Source organism: Pseudomonas fluorescens (assembly GCF_030344995.1).
GTDB lineage: Bacteria > Pseudomonadota > Gammaproteobacteria > Pseudomonadales > Pseudomonadaceae > Aquipseudomonas > Aquipseudomonas fluorescens_BF.
Map to the genome: position 1 here is coordinate 4,240,983 of NZ_CP128260.1, position 17,814 is coordinate 4,258,796.

16 protein-coding genes are annotated in these 17,814 nt (G+C 60.2%); 10 read left to right on the forward strand and 6 right to left on the reverse strand.

Features of this window, described 5'->3' with window-relative positions; translation table 11 throughout:
- The first annotated feature begins 3 nt into the window (after positions 1 to 3).
- From nuoK to nuoN, 4 genes are read left to right on the forward strand one after another with little or no spacing between them, the layout of a single operon-like run.
- Positions 4 to 312: an NADH-quinone oxidoreductase subunit NuoK gene (gene nuoK, locus QR290_RS18935; protein ID WP_003180046.1), complete on the forward strand. Its 309-nt coding sequence runs from the start codon at positions 4 to 6 to the stop codon at positions 310 to 312.
- Positions 309 to 2,162: an NADH-quinone oxidoreductase subunit L gene (nuoL, locus tag QR290_RS18940; RefSeq protein WP_007951463.1), complete on the forward strand. Its 1,854-nt coding sequence runs from the start codon at positions 309 to 311 to the stop codon at positions 2,160 to 2,162. The genes nuoK and nuoL overlap by 4 nt, the downstream gene beginning before the upstream one ends.
- 39 nt (positions 2,163 to 2,201) lie before the next feature.
- Positions 2,202 to 3,734 (forward strand): NADH-quinone oxidoreductase subunit M, encoded by a 1,533-nt coding sequence (gene nuoM, locus QR290_RS18945; protein ID WP_007951464.1) that lies wholly within the window; start codon positions 2,202 to 2,204, stop codon positions 3,732 to 3,734.
- Positions 3,735 to 3,741: 7 nt separating this feature from the next.
- The gene (nuoN, locus tag QR290_RS18950; protein WP_011334964.1) at positions 3,742 to 5,205 is read left to right on the forward strand and encodes an NADH-quinone oxidoreductase subunit NuoN; all 1,464 of its coding nucleotides are present in this window, start codon (positions 3,742 to 3,744) and stop codon (positions 5,203 to 5,205) included.
- Positions 5,206 to 5,263: 58 nt separating this feature from the next.
- Here nuoN and QR290_RS18955 read toward each other — a convergent pair whose 3' ends face one another.
- Positions 5,264 to 5,737: a GNAT family N-acetyltransferase gene (locus tag QR290_RS18955; protein WP_115078472.1), complete on the reverse strand. Its 474-nt coding sequence runs from the start codon at positions 5,735 to 5,737 to the stop codon at positions 5,264 to 5,266.
- Positions 5,738 to 6,106: 369 nt separating this feature from the next.
- Between QR290_RS18955 and QR290_RS18960 the strand changes: the two genes are divergently transcribed.
- The 3 genes from QR290_RS18960 (at position 6,107) to QR290_RS18970 (ending at position 8,248) form a co-directional block, all read left to right on the forward strand.
- On the forward strand, positions 6,107 to 6,451 hold the full coding sequence (locus tag QR290_RS18960; RefSeq protein WP_096822369.1) for a toxin: 345 nt from the start codon (positions 6,107 to 6,109) through the stop codon (positions 6,449 to 6,451).
- Positions 6,448 to 6,762 carry a helix-turn-helix domain-containing protein gene (locus QR290_RS18965; protein ID WP_115078473.1) on the forward strand — a complete coding sequence of 105 codons (315 nt, stop codon included), beginning with the start codon at positions 6,448 to 6,450 and terminating at the stop codon, positions 6,760 to 6,762. The genes QR290_RS18960 and QR290_RS18965 overlap by 4 nt, the downstream gene beginning before the upstream one ends.
- Before the next feature lie 160 nt (positions 6,763 to 6,922).
- A complete protein-coding gene (locus tag QR290_RS18970) occupies positions 6,923 to 8,248 on the forward strand; it encodes an OprD family porin (RefSeq protein ID WP_115078474.1) in 1,326 nt (441 codons plus the stop codon).
- Positions 8,249 to 8,397: 149 nt separating this feature from the next.
- On the opposite strand, the gene QR290_RS18975 is transcribed toward QR290_RS18970, so the two are convergent.
- From QR290_RS18975 to QR290_RS18995, 5 genes are all read right to left on the reverse strand, one after another.
- Positions 8,398 to 8,730, reverse strand: a complete 333-nt coding sequence (locus QR290_RS18975; RefSeq protein ID WP_115078475.1) for a DUF2790 domain-containing protein — start codon at positions 8,728 to 8,730, stop codon at positions 8,398 to 8,400.
- A 79-nt stretch (positions 8,731 to 8,809) separates the two neighbouring features.
- The gene (locus tag QR290_RS18980) at positions 8,810 to 9,010 is read right to left on the reverse strand and encodes a co-regulatory protein PtrA N-terminal domain-containing protein (protein ID WP_115078476.1); all 201 of its coding nucleotides are present in this window, start codon (positions 9,008 to 9,010) and stop codon (positions 8,810 to 8,812) included.
- A 134-nt stretch (positions 9,011 to 9,144) separates the two neighbouring features.
- Complete coding sequence (locus QR290_RS18985) at positions 9,145 to 12,297, reverse strand: CusA/CzcA family heavy metal efflux RND transporter (protein WP_289203340.1); 3,153 nt, start codon at positions 12,295 to 12,297, stop codon at positions 9,145 to 9,147.
- A gap of 15 nt (positions 12,298 to 12,312) precedes the next feature.
- A complete protein-coding gene (locus QR290_RS18990) occupies positions 12,313 to 13,515 on the reverse strand; it encodes an efflux RND transporter periplasmic adaptor subunit (protein WP_289203341.1) in 1,203 nt (400 codons plus the stop codon).
- 49 nt (positions 13,516 to 13,564) lie between these two features.
- Entirely contained in the window at positions 13,565 to 14,812 is a 1,248-nt protein-coding gene (locus QR290_RS18995) for a TolC family protein (protein ID WP_289203342.1), read from the reverse strand.
- Positions 14,813 to 15,221: 409 nt separating this feature from the next.
- On the opposite strand from QR290_RS18995, the gene QR290_RS19000 reads away from it, so the two are divergent.
- From QR290_RS19000 to QR290_RS19010, 3 genes are all read left to right on the forward strand, one after another.
- On the forward strand, positions 15,222 to 15,896 hold the full coding sequence (locus tag QR290_RS19000) for a heavy metal response regulator transcription factor (protein ID WP_289203343.1): 675 nt from the start codon (positions 15,222 to 15,224) through the stop codon (positions 15,894 to 15,896).
- Positions 15,893 to 17,302, forward strand: a complete 1,410-nt coding sequence (locus QR290_RS19005) for a heavy metal sensor histidine kinase (protein ID WP_289203344.1) — start codon at positions 15,893 to 15,895, stop codon at positions 17,300 to 17,302. Before QR290_RS19000 ends, QR290_RS19005 begins: the two co-directional genes overlap by 4 nt.
- Before the next feature lie 372 nt (positions 17,303 to 17,674).
- Positions 17,675 to 17,803, forward strand: coding sequence for a hypothetical protein (locus tag QR290_RS19010; RefSeq protein ID WP_275895945.1), 129 nt, complete (start codon positions 17,675 to 17,677; stop codon positions 17,801 to 17,803).
- The last annotated feature ends 11 nt before the right edge of the window (positions 17,804 to 17,814 follow it).

Consider the following 17,814-nt stretch of genomic DNA (forward strand, 5'->3'; position numbering starts at 1 on the left):
GACATGCCTGCTATCCCTCTCGAACATGGTTTAGCCGTTGCCGGCATCCTGTTCTGCCTTGGTCTGGTCGGCCTGATGGTCCGCCGCAACATTTTGTTCGTGTTGATGAGTCTGGAAGTAATGATGAACGCCTCTGCACTGGCCTTCATCGTTGCGGGCGCCCGCTGGGCGCAACCGGATGGACAGATCATGTTCATCCTGGTGATCAGCCTTGCAGCCGCCGAAGCCAGTATTGGCCTGGCGATCCTGCTGCAACTGTATCGCCGCTTCCACACGCTCGATATCGACGCTGCCAGTGAGATGCGCGGATGAACCTACTCTTTCTGACTTTCGTATTCCCTCTGATCGGGTTCCTGTTGCTGTCGTTTTCCCGCGGCCGCTTCTCGGAAAACCTGTCGGCGCTGATCGGTGTCGGCTCCATCGGCCTGTCTGCCATTGTCGCAGCCTACGTGATCTGGCAATTCAACGTCGCGCCACCGGAAGGTGGCGTCTACACCCAAGTGCTGTGGCGCTGGATGTCGGTGGAAGGTTTCCAGCCTAACTTCGCGCTGTACCTGGATGGTCTGTCCGTGACCATGCTCGGTGTGGTCGTCGGTGTCGGCTTCCTGATCCACCTGTTTGCCTCCTGGTACATGCGTGGCGAAGACGGTTACTCGCGCTTCTTCTCGTACACCAACCTGTTTATCGCCAGCATGCTGTTCCTGATCCTCGGCGATAACCTGCTGTTCATCTACTTCGGTTGGGAAGGCGTGGGCCTGTGCTCGTACCTGTTGATCGGTTTCTACTACAGCAACCGCAACAACGGTAACGCCGCACTGAAAGCCTTCATCGTCACCCGTATCGGCGACGTGTTCATGGCGATCGGCCTGTTCATCCTGTTCCAGCAACTGGGCACGCTGAACGTCCAGGAACTGCTGGTGAAGGCGCCTGAGCACTTCAAGGTCGGCGATTTCTGGATCGTGCTGGCAACCCTGATGCTGCTGGGTGGTGCGGTCGGTAAATCGGCTCAACTGCCGCTGCAGACCTGGCTGGCGGACGCGATGGCCGGCCCTACCCCGGTTTCGGCACTGATCCACGCCGCAACCATGGTTACTGCCGGTGTCTACCTGATCGCCCGTACCCACGGTCTGTTCGCCCTGGCGCCGGACATCCTGCACCTGGTCGGCATCGTCGGTGGTGTGACCCTGGTACTGGCCGGTTTCGCCGCACTGGTGCAAACCGACATCAAACGTATCCTCGCCTACTCGACCATGAGCCAGATCGGCTACATGTTCCTGGCGCTGGGCGTTGGCGCCTGGGAAGGTGCGATCTTCCACCTGATGACCCACGCCTTCTTCAAGGCCCTGCTGTTCCTTGCCTCCGGTGCGGTGATCGTTGCCTGCCACCACGAGCAGAACATCTTCAAGATGGGCGGCCTGTGGAAGAAACTGCCGCTGGCCTACGCCAGCTTCATCGTCGGTGGTGCCGCTCTGGCCGCCCTGCCGCTGGTGACCGCAGGTTTCTACTCCAAGGACGAAATCCTCTGGGAAGCGTTCGCCAGCGGCAACCACGGTCTGCTTTACGCAGGTCTGGTCGGCGCATTCATGACCTCGCTGTACACCTTCCGCCTGATCTTCATCGCGTTCCACGGTGAAGCCAAGACCGAAGCCCACGCCGGTCACGGCATCGCGCATTGGCTGCCGCTGTCGGTGCTGATCGTGCTGTCGACCTTCGTCGGCGCCATGATCGTTCCACCGCTGCACGGCGTACTGCCCGAGAGCGTTGGCCATGCCGGTGGCGAAGCCAAGCACAGTCTGGAAATCGCCTCGGGCGCCATCGCCCTGGCCGGTATCCTGCTGGCGGCCCTGCTGTTCCTCGGCAAGCGTCGCTTCGTGACCGCGATCGCCAACAGCGGCATCGGCCGTCTCCTTTCGGCCTGGTGGTTCGCTGCCTGGGGCTTCGACTGGATCTACGACAAACTGTTCGTCAAGCCGTACCTTGCGATCAGCCACATGCTGCGCAAAGACCCGCTCGACCAGACCATCGGTCTGATCCCGCGCATGGCCAAGGGTGGTCACACTGCCCTGAGCCGTACCGAAACCGGTCAACTGCGTTGGTACGCTGCTTCGATGGCTGCTGGTGCCGTGTTGGTCATCGGCGCTGTCGTGCTGGTAGCGGTCTGATATGAACCTTGCGAATTTGCGAAAGGAAACGAGCCCGTCATGATTCTGCCTTGGCTAATCCTGATCCCCTTCATCGGCGGCCTGCTGTGCTGGATGGGTGAGCGCTTCGGCGCTACCCTCCCCCGCTGGATTGCGCTGTTGACCATGACCCTGGAACTCGCCCTCGGCCTCTGGCTGTGGGCCCACGGTGACTATTCATTTGCTCCGGCGCCTGGCGCCGATCCGACCTGGGCGCTTGAGTTCAAGCACGTCTGGATCCAGCGCTTCGGCATCAACGTGCACCTGGCCCTCGACGGCCTGTCGCTGCTGATGATCCTGCTGACCGGTCTGCTGGGTATCCTGTCGGTACTCTGCTCGTGGAAAGAGATCCAGCGTCACGTTGGCTTCTTCCACCTGAACCTGATGTGGATCCTGGGCGGCGTTGTCGGCGTGTTCCTCGCCCTCGACCTGTTCATGTTCTTCTTCTTCTGGGAAATGATGCTGGTGCCGATGTACTTCCTCATCGCGCTCTGGGGTCACAGTTCTTCGGACGGCAAGAAAACCCGTATCTACGCCGCGACCAAGTTCTTCATCTTCACTCAGGCTTCCGGCCTGATCATGCTGGTGGCGATCCTCGGTCTGGTCCTGGTCAACTACAACAGCACCGGCGTGATCACCTTCAACTACGCCGATCTGTTGAAGACCAAGATGTCGATGACCACCGAGTACATCCTGATGCTCGGCTTCTTCATCGCCTTCGCGGTCAAGCTGCCAGTGGTTCCGTTCCACTCCTGGCTGCCTGACGCTCACGCCCAGGCGCCGACTGCAGGTTCCGTCGACCTCGCCGGTATCTTGCTGAAAACCGCGGCCTACGGTCTGCTGCGTTTCGCCCTGCCGCTGTTCCCGAATGCCTCGGCCGAGTTCGCGCCGATCGCCATGACCCTCGGTCTGATCGGGATCTTCTACGGTGCGTTCCTCGCTTTCGCGCAAACCGACATCAAGCGTCTGATCGCCTTCTCGTCCGTTTCCCACATGGGCTTCGTACTGATCGGCATCTACTCCGGCAGCCAGCTGGCGCTGCAAGGTGCAGTGATCCAGATGCTGGCGCACGGTCTGTCGGCCGCCGCACTGTTTATCCTCAGCGGTCAGCTGTACGAGCGTCTGCACACTCGTGACATGCGTGAGATGGGCGGTCTGTGGTCGCGTATCGCTTACCTGCCGGCGATCAGCCTGTTCTTCGCAGCCGCATCGCTGGGTCTGCCGGGCACCGGTAACTTCGTCGGCGAGTTCCTGATCCTGATCGGTACGTTCGCCAGTGCTCCATGGATCACCGCGATTGCCACCTCCGGTCTGGTGTTCGGTTCGGTCTACTCGCTGATCATGATCCACCGCGCTTACTTCGGTCCGTCCAAATCGGATTCGATCCTGCACGGCATGGACGGTCGCGAACTGATCATGGTGCTGGGCCTTGCGGTACTGCTGATTTACCTCGGCGTCTACCCGCAACCGTTCCTCGACACTTCCGCCGCCACGATGCATGGCGTGCAGCAGTGGCTCGGCACCGCCTTCACTCAACTCGCTTCGGCCCGGTAAGAGCGCTATGGAATTCACGATTCAACACTTTATTGCGCTTGCGCCACTGTTGATCACCAGCCTCACCATTATCGTGGTGATGCTGGCAATCGCCTGGCGCCGCAACCACTCGCAGACCTTCCTGATTTCGGTGGCAGGTCTGAACCTGGCCTTGCTGTCGATTCTGCCAGCCCTGAAAGTCGCGCCTCTGGCCGTGACTCCATTGCTGCAGATCGACACCTTTGCCTGCCTGTACATGGCGCTGATCCTGGTCGCCACCCTCGCCTGCGTCACCCTCGCCCACGCCTACCTCGGCGATGGCGGTTCGGGTTACCCGGGCAACCGTGAAGAGCTGTACCTGCTGATCCTGATGGCCGCCGCCGGTGGCCTGGTTCTGGTCAGCGCGCAGCACCTGGCCGGGTTGTTCATCGGTCTGGAACTGCTGTCGGTACCGGTCTACGGTCTGGTGGCCTATGCCTTCTTCAACAAGCGTTCGCTGGAAGCCGGCATCAAGTACATGGTGCTGTCGGCCGCCGGTTCCGCGTTCCTGCTGTTCGGCATGGCGCTGCTGTACGCTGACTCGGGTTCGCTGAGCTTCGTCGGCATCGGTCAGGCACTGGCCGCGACCGGCCTGCCGAGCTCGCTGGCACAACTGGGCCTGGGCATGATGCTGATCGGTCTGGCGTTCAAGCTGTCGTTGGTACCGTTCCACCTGTGGACGCCGGACGTTTACGAAGGTGCTCCGGCACCGGTGGCCGCGTTCCTCGCGACCGCTTCGAAAGTGGCCGTGTTCGCGGTCATGGTTCGTCTGTTCCAGATCTCCCCTGCTGCAAGCAGTGGCGTACTGAGCAACGTACTGACCATCATCGCCATCGCCTCGATCCTGTTCGGTAACCTGCTGGCCCTGACCCAGAGCAACCTCAAGCGTCTGCTCGGTTACTCGTCCATCGCGCACTTCGGCTACCTGCTGATTGCACTGGTGGCGAGCAAGGGTCTGGCGGTGGAAGCCATCGGCGTGTACCTGGTCACCTACGTGATCACCAGCCTCGGCGCCTTCGGCGTGATCACCCTGATGTCCTCGCCGTACAACGGCCGTGACGCAGACGCGCTGTACGAGTACCGCGGCCTGTTCTGGCGCCGTCCGTACCTGACCGCCGTACTGACCGTGATGATGCTGTCCCTGGCCGGTATCCCGCTGACCGCAGGCTTCATCGGCAAGTTCTACATCATCGCCACCGGTGTCGAGTCGCACCAATGGTGGCTGGTAGGTTCGCTGGTTCTGGGCAGCGCCATCGGCGTGTTCTACTACCTGCGCGTGATGGTCACCCTGTACCTGATCGAACCAAACCTGCGCCGCCACGACGCCCAACTGCACTGGGAACAGAAGGCAGGTGGCGTGATGCTGCTGGCCATCGCCGTGGTCGCGTTCTTCCTCGGCGTCTACCCACAACCGCTGCTGACCCTGGTTCAGCAATCGGGCCTGGCGGGTTGATCGCTCAGCGATAGCTGGCTACAAACAGAAACGGCATCTTCGGGTGCCGTTTTTGCGTCTAGACCGTGTTGAGTTTTTTCACCATCGGCACGCAGGCCAGTTCTAGACCTGAAGGCGATTGATAGATCGCACTCCCCTCCCCGACGTAACCGCAGCGCCGATAAAAATCAGCGGCATTCAACGTCGCATCCAGACAAACCTCTGCCAGCCCCAGATCCTGTGCCAGCGCCTCCAGAAAGTGCAGCACGCGTTTACCCAGCCCGCGCTGCATGAAATCCGGATGGATGAAGATTGCGCCGATTTCGCGGTGCTCCAGATCGAGCATGCCGGTTGCCACGGGCTCACCCTCAACGTAACCCAGATAGAAATGCTTTTGCATGAGCGTGTCATAACCGTCTGCCGCCGAGCCTTTTGTCCAGTCAAGCATTTGCGGCTCGCTGTAGGCACCGATGCATTGATGCCGGATCGCCAGTCGCCGAATCTCGAACGCTATCCCGGCATCGTCCGGGTCGGCTCTTTTCATTTCGAACATTTCTCTCTCCTTGAGCCATGTGCGGACGGGCAATGAAAAAGCCCCGTCCATTTCTGGCGGGGCTTTGGGTAACACGTCATTTACCAGACATGCATGACCTTATGGCCCGCCGGAAGCGGTCATAGAGGAGCACATCATGGTCATTCGAAGTTGGGTGGTCATGGCCGGATAGTGCTGCGGATTGTTCCGGCGAGTCAATCGCAAGGCTCTTCCCTAATCAGTCGAACGCTCCCACCACACTGGCCGACTCGTCCTACAGGTGTTTTTACGATCGGTGACTACCGTTGAAAAGGGGGCGAAAAGGATGGCCTGGAGGCCTTGACCAATTCGATCATCGGGACAAAACTATACGCAGGTAACGTACAGAACATGGATGCTCTTTTTATCGAATTACCCGCGTTCCAGAAGCACCGGGACGATTACCTGGATGATGATCTGTTTCGCAGCTTTCAGTTGGAGCTGCTAAAAAATCCTGAAGCGGGCGACCTCATCGAAGGCACGGGCGGGCTGCGTAAAATTCGCTTCTGCGACCAACGACGCGGTAAGGGCAAGCGCAGCGGATTACGAGTGATTTATTACTGGTGGTCTGGTTTCGACCAATTCTGGCTGTTCACCGTGTACAGCAAAAACGAGCAAGACGATCTGTTGCCTTCCCAGAAAAGAGTCTTCAAACAGGCGCTGGATACAGAAATCAACACGAGAACCCAAATATGAAACGTGACATTTTTTCCGAACTGATGGAGGGCCTTGAGGCTTTGGCCGACGAGCGCCAAAGCAAGGTCACCCTTCGCACCCACAAAGTCCAGTTACCCAAACTATTGCCGATCACTGCCGAGGAAGTTGTTGCGATCCGCCAGCAACTCAACCTCTCCCGGTCAGTTTTCGCCATGTACCTGCGAACCAACACTAGAACCCTCGAAAACTGGGAACAAGGTCGAGCAACGCCAAATGCCCAAGCGACGACACTCATTCGACTGGTCGAGCGTTTTCCACAAACGATCGACCACCTTGCGGCTCTGACCTGACTTCCGGGATCTAACGAAATTGTAATTCCCCAATCACCTCCGCGTTATCCGCAGCCTGCAACGATGTCACTCGGCGACTCTCCCGGCGGCCCCTTGTCCGCCGAACAATAAAACCCACGCCGAAGCTCGTTCCCGTTCTGCCGAACCCAAGGAGTGATTGATGGTTAACAACACAAAAATGTCGATGGCCGCTCTGGCAGTGGTTGTCGGAGCCGGGCCGTCCACGGTGTTTGCAGAAGAAAAACCCGAAGGGTTTATCGAAGGCAGCAGCCTGACGGTGCTCAACCGTAACCTTTACTTCAACCGTGACCACCGCAACGGCCAGTCCAGTCCCACGGGCAATGGTTATTCCGAAGCCTGGGCCCACGGCATCATCGGAAAGTTCGAATCCGGTTTCACCCAGGGCACCATCGGGGTCGGGGTGGATGCGTTTGCGATGATCGGTCTGAAACTCGATACCGGTGATGGCCGCAACGGTGGCCGCAGTTCGTTCGATGTGTTGCCGGTCAACAGTGACGGTGAAGCGCGGGACGAATACACCAAGGTCGGCGGTGCGGCCAAAGTGCGAGCCTTCGATACGGTGGTGAAAGTCGGCGACGTGTTCCCCGCCAACCCGGTGGTTGCGGCGGGTGATTCGCGATTGCTGCCGGAAAGCTTTCGCGGTGTGACGGCGACCAACACCAGCATCGAAGGCCTCTCGATCCAGGGCGGCCGGCTGCATGCGATGAGCCAGCCGGTGTCCAGCGACCTGCGCGAGAACTTCGCGACCTTCTATGCCGGCCCGGTCAACTCACCCTGGATCGCTTACGGCGGCGGGGATTATGCGCTGAACAAAAACCTCAGTTTCAGCCTGTACTCCAGCCGCCTGAAAGACGCCTGGAACCAGTACTACGCCGGCACCGCCTGGACGTATCCGCTCTCGGATGACCTGTCGCTGTTCGGTGGCCTGAATTACTACAAGGCAGTCGACGAAGGCAAACAGTTGCTCGGCGAGTTCGACAACAACATCTGGAGCGGCCGCGTCGGCGTAAAGTTCGGCGCGCACTCCGTCGCCCTCTCCCACCAGCGCAACAACGGCAACGACGACTTCGATTACCTGCGCCAATCCGACTCGATCTTCCTCGACAACTCGATCCAGTACAGCGACTTCAACTCACCCAAAGAGCGTTCGTGGATGGTGCGCTACGACCTCGACATGACCACTTACGGCGTGCCGGGCCTGTCGTTCATGACCCGTTACGCACGCGGCACCGACGCCGATTACTCCAACGCCAACGCCGTGTACATGCGCCGTGATGCCGACGGTAACCCGCTGACCGACCAGAAGCGCTGGGAGCGTGACATCGAAGTCAAATACGTGGTGCAGAGCGGTTCGATGAAAGACCTGTCGCTGCGTGTGCGCCAGGCCACGACCCGCGCCACGGCATTCGAGTCGGATCTGGATGAAGTGCGGGTGATCGTCGAATACCCGCTGGCGATTCTCTGAGTTTCACAAGCAATCCACATTCACCTTTAGAAGCTCCTTGCTCCTTTGGTAAGAGGTGAATCTTTGGCGTCCTTCGGGGCGCCTTTTTTATGGATGAAAAAAAGCCCGACTCACTGAACATGAACCGGGCGCTTCAGCGGGAATTAACGTTAACCACCCTGCTGACGACAATTCCCCATCACGTTGTAAGTGACCGTATTGAGCTGCCCCTTGGAGTCCTCGTAAGTCATCGCAGCCGGCACGACCGCGCATTCATTCTTTGGCCGGACAACGCTCACCACCTTCTTCACATCCAGCTTCATTCCGTACTCGTATTCCTTGACCACCGGCGCCGCTTTGCCCTGGCTGGCCGCATACTGCTCCATGGCTTTGGTGTTGGCACTGAGCGCCCGGTCGAATGTTCTGTCGCCACCGCCCTCGGCCAACGCATTCAAGGAGATCGCCATGACAGCGGTAAACGCCAACAGCTTTAGAGTTTTCATATTCGTTTCCTTCAAAACACGACTCATAAAAAAGCCCACCATCGATGCGCGATGACGGGCTCGTTCACTGGCAGCACACTTACAGGTCTTGGGTCTTGCCGTCCTTCTTGTCGTTCACGACGACCGGATCACGGGCCTTTTCCTTGGCGGCAAACACCTCCATCGAGCGGTCGTTGGCAGTCATCATTCGGTCGAAGGTGCGATCGCCGCCACCTTCGGCCAACACCAGCGAAGACATCATCAGAGCCACGGCAAACGCGCCAATCTGTGCAAGTTTCATCTTTGATTCCTCATTCAAGTCACTGACGGGATCAAGGTAACAATCCGAACCTTTCGTGACGGTGGCGCCGAAATTACATATCCGTTATGTAGAAAGGCCCGCATTTGCGGGCCTGTTGTTGAAGCAAAAAGTGGCTAGGCAGCCGTGGGCGATTCCTCGTCCCGACGATGCGCCAGCTGATACAACGCCGGCAGGATCAGCAACGTGAGAATGGTCGAGGACAGGATCCCGCCAATCACCACCGTCGCCAGCGGTCGCTGCACCTCGGCCCCGGTGCCGGTCGCCAGCGCCATTGGAATGAAGCCCAGGGACGCCACCAGCGCCGTCATCAACACCGGACGCAATCGCGTCAGCGCGCCTTCGTGAATAGCCTCGGAGAGCGAGCGCCCCTCCTCCCGCAAGTTGCGAATGAAAGCGATCATCACCAGCCCGTTGAGCACCGCCACACCGGACAGCGCGATAAACCCGACACCCGCCGAGATCGACAGCGGAATGTCCCGCAGCCACAACGCCATGACCCCGCCGGTCAGCGCAAACGGAATACCGGTGAACACCAGCAAGCCGTCCTTGAGGTTGTTGAACATCATGAACAGCAACCCGAACACCAGCAGCAACGCCACCGGCACCACGATCTGCAAGCGCTTGGCCGCCGATTGCAGTTGCTCGAACTGTCCGCCCCAGGTGGTCCAGTAACCCGCCGGCACCTGCACGTCGCGCTCGATCACTTCGCCCGCCTCGGCGACGAAAGAACCGATGTCGCGCCCACGCACGTTGGCGCTGATGATCACCAGGCGCTTGCCGTTTTCGCGGCTGACCTGATTCGGCCCCAGCACCAGATCGAGGCTGGCAACGTCCTTCAGCGCAATGAAGCCGATCTGACGGGAGGCATCACCACCCGCCGCCGGCACCGGAATCAGCAGTGCCGACAACCCGTCGATGTCCTTGCGCATGGCGTCGGACAAGCGCACGACCATGTCGAATCGACGATCACCTTCATACAGCGTCCCGGCCTTCTGCCCGCCGACGGCCACCGCAATGGTGTCCTGCACGTCGCCGACATTGAGCCCGTAGCGCGCGGCCTTGTCGCGGTCGATGTTGATGGTCAGCACCGGCAACCCGGTGGTTTGCTCGACCTTGACCTCGGACGCGCCGTTGACCTTCTGCATCGCGGCGGCAATCTTCGCCGCCGTGGCGTTGAGCACGTCCATGTCATCACCGAACACCTTGACCGCCACGTCGCTGCGCACGCCGGAGATCAGTTCGTTGAAACGCAACTGGATCGGCTGGGACAGTTCATAGTTGCTGCCCGGCAGCGTCGCGGCAGCTTGTTGCAGTTCGGCCATCAGGGTTTCGCGGGACTTGCCCGGATCCGGCCATTGCTCCTTCGGTTTGAGCATCACGTAGCTGTCGGAGATGTTCGGCGGCATCGGATCAGAAGCGATTTCCGCCGTGCCGGTGCGGGCGAAGACACGCTCGACTTCCGGCACCTTATTGAGGATCAAGGTTTCCAGCCGCTGCTGCATGTCCACCGATTGGGTCAGGCTGGTGCCCGGCACGCGCAACGCCTGCAAGGCAAAATCGCCTTCGCTGAGACTCGGCACAAACTCGCTGCCCATGCGACTGGTGACCGCGCCACTGAGCACGATCACAGCCAACGCCGCACCAACCGCCACCGCGCGATGGGACATGACCCAGTCCAGCGCCGGTGCATAAACGCGACGGGCGCCGCGCATCACCACACCCTCTTCTTCCTTGACCTTGCCGGTCACGAACAGCGCAATCGCGGCCGGCACAAAGGTCACGGACAAGAGCATGGCGCCGAGCAACGCGATGACCACGGTGAACGCCATCGGGTGGAACATTTTTCCTTCGACGCCGCTCAGGGCGAAGATCGGCAGATACACCACCATGATGATCAACTGGCCGAAAATCAGCGGTCGCCGCGCTTCTTTTGCCGCCGCAAACACTTCGTGAAAACGCTCGGATCGCGTCAGCAGTCGCCCGTGATGCTGCTGCGCATGGGCCAATCGGCGCAGGGTGTTTTCGACGATCACCACCGCGCCGTCGACGATAATCCCGAAGTCCAGCGCGCCGAGGCTCATCAGGTTGGCGCTGACCTTGTTGCTGAACATGCCGGTGAAGGTGAACAGCATCGACAGCGGAATCACCATCGCCGTGATCAGCGCAGCGCGGATGTTGCCGAGGAACAGGAACAGGATCGCGATCACCAGAATCGCGCCTTCGACGAGGTTTTTCTTCACCGTGGCGATGGCCTTGTCGACCAGATGCGTGCGGTCATACACCGGCACCGCGATCACGCCGGCGGGCAAGGATTTGTTGATCTGTTCGAGCTTGGCGGCGACGGCCTGGGAAACCGTGCGGCTGTTTTCACCGATCAACATGAACACTGTGCCGAGCACCACTTCCCGGCCATTTTCCGTCGCGGCGCCGCTACGCAGCTCGCGGCCGATGTCCACGGTGGCGACGTTCTTGATCCGGATCGGCGTGCCGTCGACATTGGCCATGACGATGTTGGCGATGTCCTCGGTGCTCGCCACCTGGCCCGGCGCGCGAATCAGCAATTGCTCACCGCTGCGCTCGATGTACCCGGCGCCGACGTTGGCGTTGTTGCGCTCCAGCGCCGTCACCAGATCGGTGAGGGTAAGTTTGTAGGCCGCGAGTTTTTTTGGATCCGGTGCAATCTGGTATTCCTTGGCAAAACCACCGATGGTGTTGATCTCGGCCACGCCGGGGACGTTGCGCAGTTGCGGCTTGATGATCCAGTCCTGGATCACCCGCAGATCGGTCGGCGTGTAGGGCGTACCGTCATCTTTCAGCGCCCCCTCCCTGGTCTCGACGGTCCACAGAAAGATCTCGCCGAGACCGGTGGAAATCGGCCCCATCACCGCCTCCACACCCTCGGGCAACTGCTCCTTGGCGGACTGCAACCGCTCGTTGACCAATTGCCGGGCAAAAAACAGATCAGTGCCGTCCTTGAAGATCACCGTGACTTGCGAAAGCCCCGAGCGCGACAGCGAGCGGGTCTGCTCCAGCGCCGGCAGGCCGGCCATCGCGGTTTCAATCGGGAACGTAATGCGCTGCTCGGTTTCCAGCGGCGAGAACCCGGCCGCACCGGTGTTGATCTGCACCTGGACGTTAGTGATATCGGGCACGGCGTCGATCGGCAGTTTCTGATAACTGGCGATGCCGAGGCCGGCCATGAGCAGAACGGCGAGCAGCACGATGATGCGCTGCTCGATAGCAAACTGGATCAGGCGTTCGAACATGGGAGTCTTCCGCGATTAATGACTGTGCTCGGCCGAGGCTTTGCCCAGCTCCGATTTGAGGACGAAGCTGCCGGCGCTCGCGACTTGCACGCCCGGCTCCAGTCCGGCGATGACTTCCACCTGACCCGCCGCGCGACTGCCCAGCTCCACCGCTTGCGCCTTGAAGCCGTCGTCGGTGCGCACGAACACCCTGGGTTTGTCCTCGACGGTCTGGATCGCGGTTTCCGGTACGGCGACTTTGGCCTGACGGCTGTCGGTGGCGACCAGCGCAGTGACAAACAGGCCCGGGCGCCACGAACCTTGCGGGTTTTCCAAGGTGACGCGCACGGTTGCGGTGCGGGTCTGTTCGCCAAGCAGGCTGCCGACGTAAGCCACGGTGCCGCTGACTTCGGCGTTCAACTCCGCCGCGCTGACGGTGACGGACTTGCCCACTTGCACCTTGTTCAAGTCTTTCGGTGACACGCCGAACGTGACCCACACCCGCGACAGATCCGAAAGCGTAAACGCCGCCGTGGTTTCATCGACCACCTCCCCCGGCGTCAGGTGCTTTTCCACCACCACACCGTCAAAAGGCGCCCGCAGTTCATAGCGATTGCCGCCAGTGGCTACCACGCTGCCACTGAGCACGCTGATCTTTTGCCGAGCATTGCTCACAGCGATTTCGGCTTCTTCAAGGTCCTGACGTGCCTGGAGGAAATCCTGCTCGGCGGAGATCTTGTCCTGCCACAGTTTCTTCTCGCGCTCGAACGTCGTGCGGGCCAGGGCCAGACGACGTTGCGCGGCTGCCTGCTCGCTGCGCTGATCGGAAATCTGCTGACTGGCGATCACGGCCAGCAACTGGCCTTTCTTTACCGACTGCCCGAGATTGACCGACACCGACTCGACGACGCCCGGCACGCGCGGCACCACATGCGCAGTGCGGTCTTCGTCGAAGCGCACTTCGCCGGGGAATGACAGACCGAGGCTGAAGTTCTGCGCCTGGGCGGCGGCCAGTTGAATCCCCGCCGCCGCGATCTGCTCGGCAGTCAATTCGATGTGCCCTTCTTCGCCATGTTCGCCTTCAGCGGCGGCGCCTTCTTCGGCGTGATCCGCATGATCGGCGTGTTCCGCCGCTTCATCGGCATGCGCGTCGATAGACGCATTGCCGCCCCACATCGAGCCGATGCCAATGCCCAGCGCCAAGGTCGCCGCAGCGACCACGATCAGTTTTTTATCCATGGAAACTCCTCTGCGCCAAACCATCGCGCAGTGATCAGAAAGTTGAAATTCAAGGATTGGCGCTGAGATCGCCAAAGATGCGTTCGATGCGGACCCGGGCGTCGATCGCCTCGCTCACCGCCTGGATGTATTGGCTGCGAGCGGCGATCAATGTGCGCTGGGCATCGAGCACGTCGAGGAAGCCGAACTTGCCCATTTCGAAACCGCGGGTGGCGCTGTCGACCGCACTTTGCGCGGCGGGCAGGATGGTCCGGTCGAACGCCTGGATTTCGCCGTTGGCGGTCTGCCATTGCGCCAGCGTGGTCTGGATTTCCGTGCGCAAGCGCAGTTCGGTGGCGTTGCGCAGGTCCCGCGCCTGATCGGTACGCCGCGCCGCCGCCAGCACGTTGCCCTGATTGCGGTTGAACAGCGGAATCGGCATCGACAGCCCGACCACGTTGACCCGCTCGCGCTCGGTTTCGCTGTACTGGCTGCCGATGCTCACGGTCACATCAGGAATTCGCTGGGACTTTTCCAGCCCCAGCGACGCTTCGCGCTGATCGATCTGCAACCTGGCCAGCCGCAGATCCGCCGTCTCATTCAGGCGCTCAAGCAAACGGCTGGGCGGCGGCACGCCGGGCAGGCTTTGAGTCGCGGTCTGCACCGTGGTCGACGTTGGCAACGGTGCGCCCATGACCTGGGCCAGTTGCTGGTAGGCGTTGGCCTGATCGCGCTCGGCGCGGCTCAATTCCAGGCGCACTTCCGAGAGCTGCACTTGCGCCCGCGTGCCTTCGACCGGCGACGACTTGCCCGCCTCGATCCGCCCCTGCGCCACACGCACACCGTGCTCGGCGAGTTGCAGCGACTGCCGGGCCAGTTGCAAACGTTGCTGCGCGGTCTGCGCACCGTTGAATGCTTGAAGCACGTCGGCGCGCAGTGCATTGCGCTTGCGCTCCAGCTCGATGCCGGCGGCATCCTGCGCACGACTCGCCACATCAATCCGCGCGCCACGCTTGCCACCCAGTTCGATCGGCTGGCTGAGCATCACCGTGGTGGTACGCGATTCGCGCCGGGTGTCTTCGGCCTCCCACGACACCTCGGGGTTGGGGATCAGCCCGGCCTGCTTGCGGTCGCCCTCGGCAATGCCGATTTCCCACTGCGCGGCGGCCAGCTCCGGGTTTCCGGCGAACGCGGTTTGCAGGGCCTGATCCAGCGTCAGGGTCGATGCACTGGCAAGGCTGGTACAAGCCAGCAACAAGAGGCCGCTGGCGGTTTTTTTCAGGCGTGATCGCGCCGTCAGTTCAATTAAACCGGGCAATGGAAGGCTTCCTTCAATCAAGAATCGTTGATGGCGCCACGGTAGGGTTTTGAACTTATCGACAAGGTGACGTGAACATTACAAATCCGTTATCCACGGTTTATCGAAGTTGTTTTGCTCTAGGATTCGAAGTTCGAATGGCTTTGTTGCAATACATGGAAACAAATGCACGTTAGTTATCTGCCGAACAGCACTTGCCGAAATCCAGATGATGAAAAATCGGCTTTTTTGCTGCGACAGTCTGTCGCTAATGGCTGTTTTAAAGGGCTTAGCCGTTGACTCTGTAGCCACTACAGCCTTTACCTTGCACGCCATTCAATTAATGAAACCGTCCGGAAGCCCCTACAAAAACAACAACTTTCCCGGCCACCTTAATTAAATATCCATTGAATAAAAGTGGTGATAGATCATGCGAATCCTTGTCGTCGAGGACGAGCTTAAAGCTGCCGAATACTTGCATCAGGGACTGACCGAAAGTGGTTATATCGTTGACCACGCTGTTAACGGTGCCGACGGTTTGCACCTGGCACAACAACAGGTTTATGACCTGATCATTCTGGATGTGAATCTGCCGGAACTCGACGGATGGGGCGTGCTGGAACAACTGCGTCGCACCCACTTCACCCGGGTGATGATGCTCACCGCGCGCGGGCGGCTGGCGGACAAGATCCGGGGGCTGGATCTGGGCGCCGACGACTATTTGGTCAAGCCGTTCGAGTTTCCAGAACTGCTGGCCCGGGTGCGCACTCTGATGCGTCGCAGCGAAAACATCCAGGTGCCGCAGGTGCTCAAGGTCGCCGATCTGGAACTCGATCCGGGCCGTCACCGGGCCTTTCGTGGCTCGCAGCGCATCGACCTCACTACCAAGGAATTCGCCCTGCTGCACCTGCTGATGCGCCAGTCCGGCGAAGTGCTGACCCGCACCCAGATCATCTCGCTGGTGTGGGACATGAATTTTGACTGCGACACCAACGTGGTCGAAGTCTCGATCCGCCGCTTGCGGGCAAAGATCGATGACCCGTTCGACAGCAAACTGATCCACACCCTGCGCGGTGTCGGCTATGTGCTGGAGGCGCGGGAATGAAGCCGGCGAGCCTGTCGCTGCGGCTGGGGCTGACGGTCAGCATTCTGGGTGCATTGCTGGTGGTGTTCCTGGCGATCCTCGCGTATTTCGCCCTGACCCATGAGCTGAACGCGCTATCGCGCGACAGCCTGGAAAAGAAGATGGAACAGGTCGAGCACAGCCTGACGCTGTACGCCGACACCGGTGAGATCAGCGCCAAACCGCACATTCTGCTCGATCAGGTCATGGGGCATGACAACCTGACGCTGACCATTTATGACCTGAACAACCTGCGCACCCCGCTGCTCAAATCCGGTTCGGGCCTGACCGATCCACGGATGGAGTTGAAAGCAGTACGGGCGACCACCGATCAGTTGACCAACACCGACAGCGCCGATGCCGAAGGCGCGAAGTTTCTCACCGTCTCCAAACTGATTCGCCTCAAGGACGGCAGCAACGTACCGGTGCTGCTGTCGATGGATAACGCCCACGATCAGGCCCTGCTCAGCGCCTATCTGCGCTCGACGCTGATGGCCTTGCCGTTGCTGTTGGTGTTCATCGGCCTGACCGCATGGGGCGCCGTGCAGCGAGGGCTGGCACCGTTGCGCGAGTTTCGCAAAGTGGCGGCGCGCGTCACGACGCAGGATCTCGATCATCGCCTGTCGGTGCTGAACATGCCCCAGGAACTCAGCGAACTGGCGCAGGGCATCAACGTCATGCTCGATCGGCTGGACAGCGGCGTGCAGCAGTTGTCGCAGTTCTCCGATGATCTGGCCCACGAGCTGCGCACGCCGATCAACAATTTGATGGGCAAGGCCCAGGTGACGCTGTCGCGGGAGCGCTCGGTCGAGGAATACACCAACGTTCTGGTGTCCTGCACCGAAGAGCTGGAGCGGGTCGCGCGGATTGTCTCGGACATGCTGTTCCTGGCCCAGGCCAGCCAGCCTGCGGCGCACGCCTCGTTCGAGCCGATTGCGCTGGAAGAAGAGGCGTCCAGGGTGGCCGAACTGTTTTCCCTGTCGGCGCAGGACAAACAGATCGACCTGAAAGTCATCGGCAGCGCTCAGGTGTCGGGCGACCGGCTGATGATTCAGCGAGCGATTTCCAATCTGCTGTCCAATGCCCTGCGCCACTGCCCGTCCGGCAAGACCGTTTCGCTGTTCATCGAGCAGGCGCCGAACGAAGTGTCGTTGCGGGTGAGCAATCCCGGTGCGGGCATTGAAGCGCAGCACCTGCCGTATCTGTTCGACCGCTTTTACCGGGTCGACAGCAGCCGCACCCGCTCACAGGGCAGTACCGGCCTGGGGTTGGCCATCGTGCATTCGATCATGGCCTTGCATCAGGGCTCTGCGCAGGTTCAAAGCCGTCCGGGGGCGATAACGGTATTCAGTCTGGTGTTTCCCGTGATGCACCGGGAAAGGCACTGAACCTTCAAGCCGATTTGTGCGGTGTTTTCTCAAACTTCATAGGAAAAATCACCGCACAAGCGCTGCAACCATCCCCGTAAATCCTTCAGTACGAATTTGCGTCACCACCGCGCTGAAACGTCTGACAGCAACAACAGACAGACCGCCTCAGATAGCTGATTCCTTTTCGCCTGGTTCGCCCCTTCCCACGCAGTGTTGCCCCCAGAAACGCGCCCGCCCGACGTCAATTCACGTTTTATCAGTACGTATTTCGCCACCGCTGAAACCCGCGACTGGAAACGTCTGGACATTTTTGACCCCGCCGTCACGGCCCTTTTAGATTCGGCTCGTGCTTGCAACAGCACACTCACACAACAACCTAGGAGCAACATCATGGGCTATATGGGCAACTGGAACGCCAACCAGATCGATGAACTCGACGAGCAGGAGGCACCTTCAGCAGAGCAGATCGAAGCACTGCAACTGACCGAGGAAGAACAGGCAGAGCTGAACGCCGAGTGACAGAACCTGCG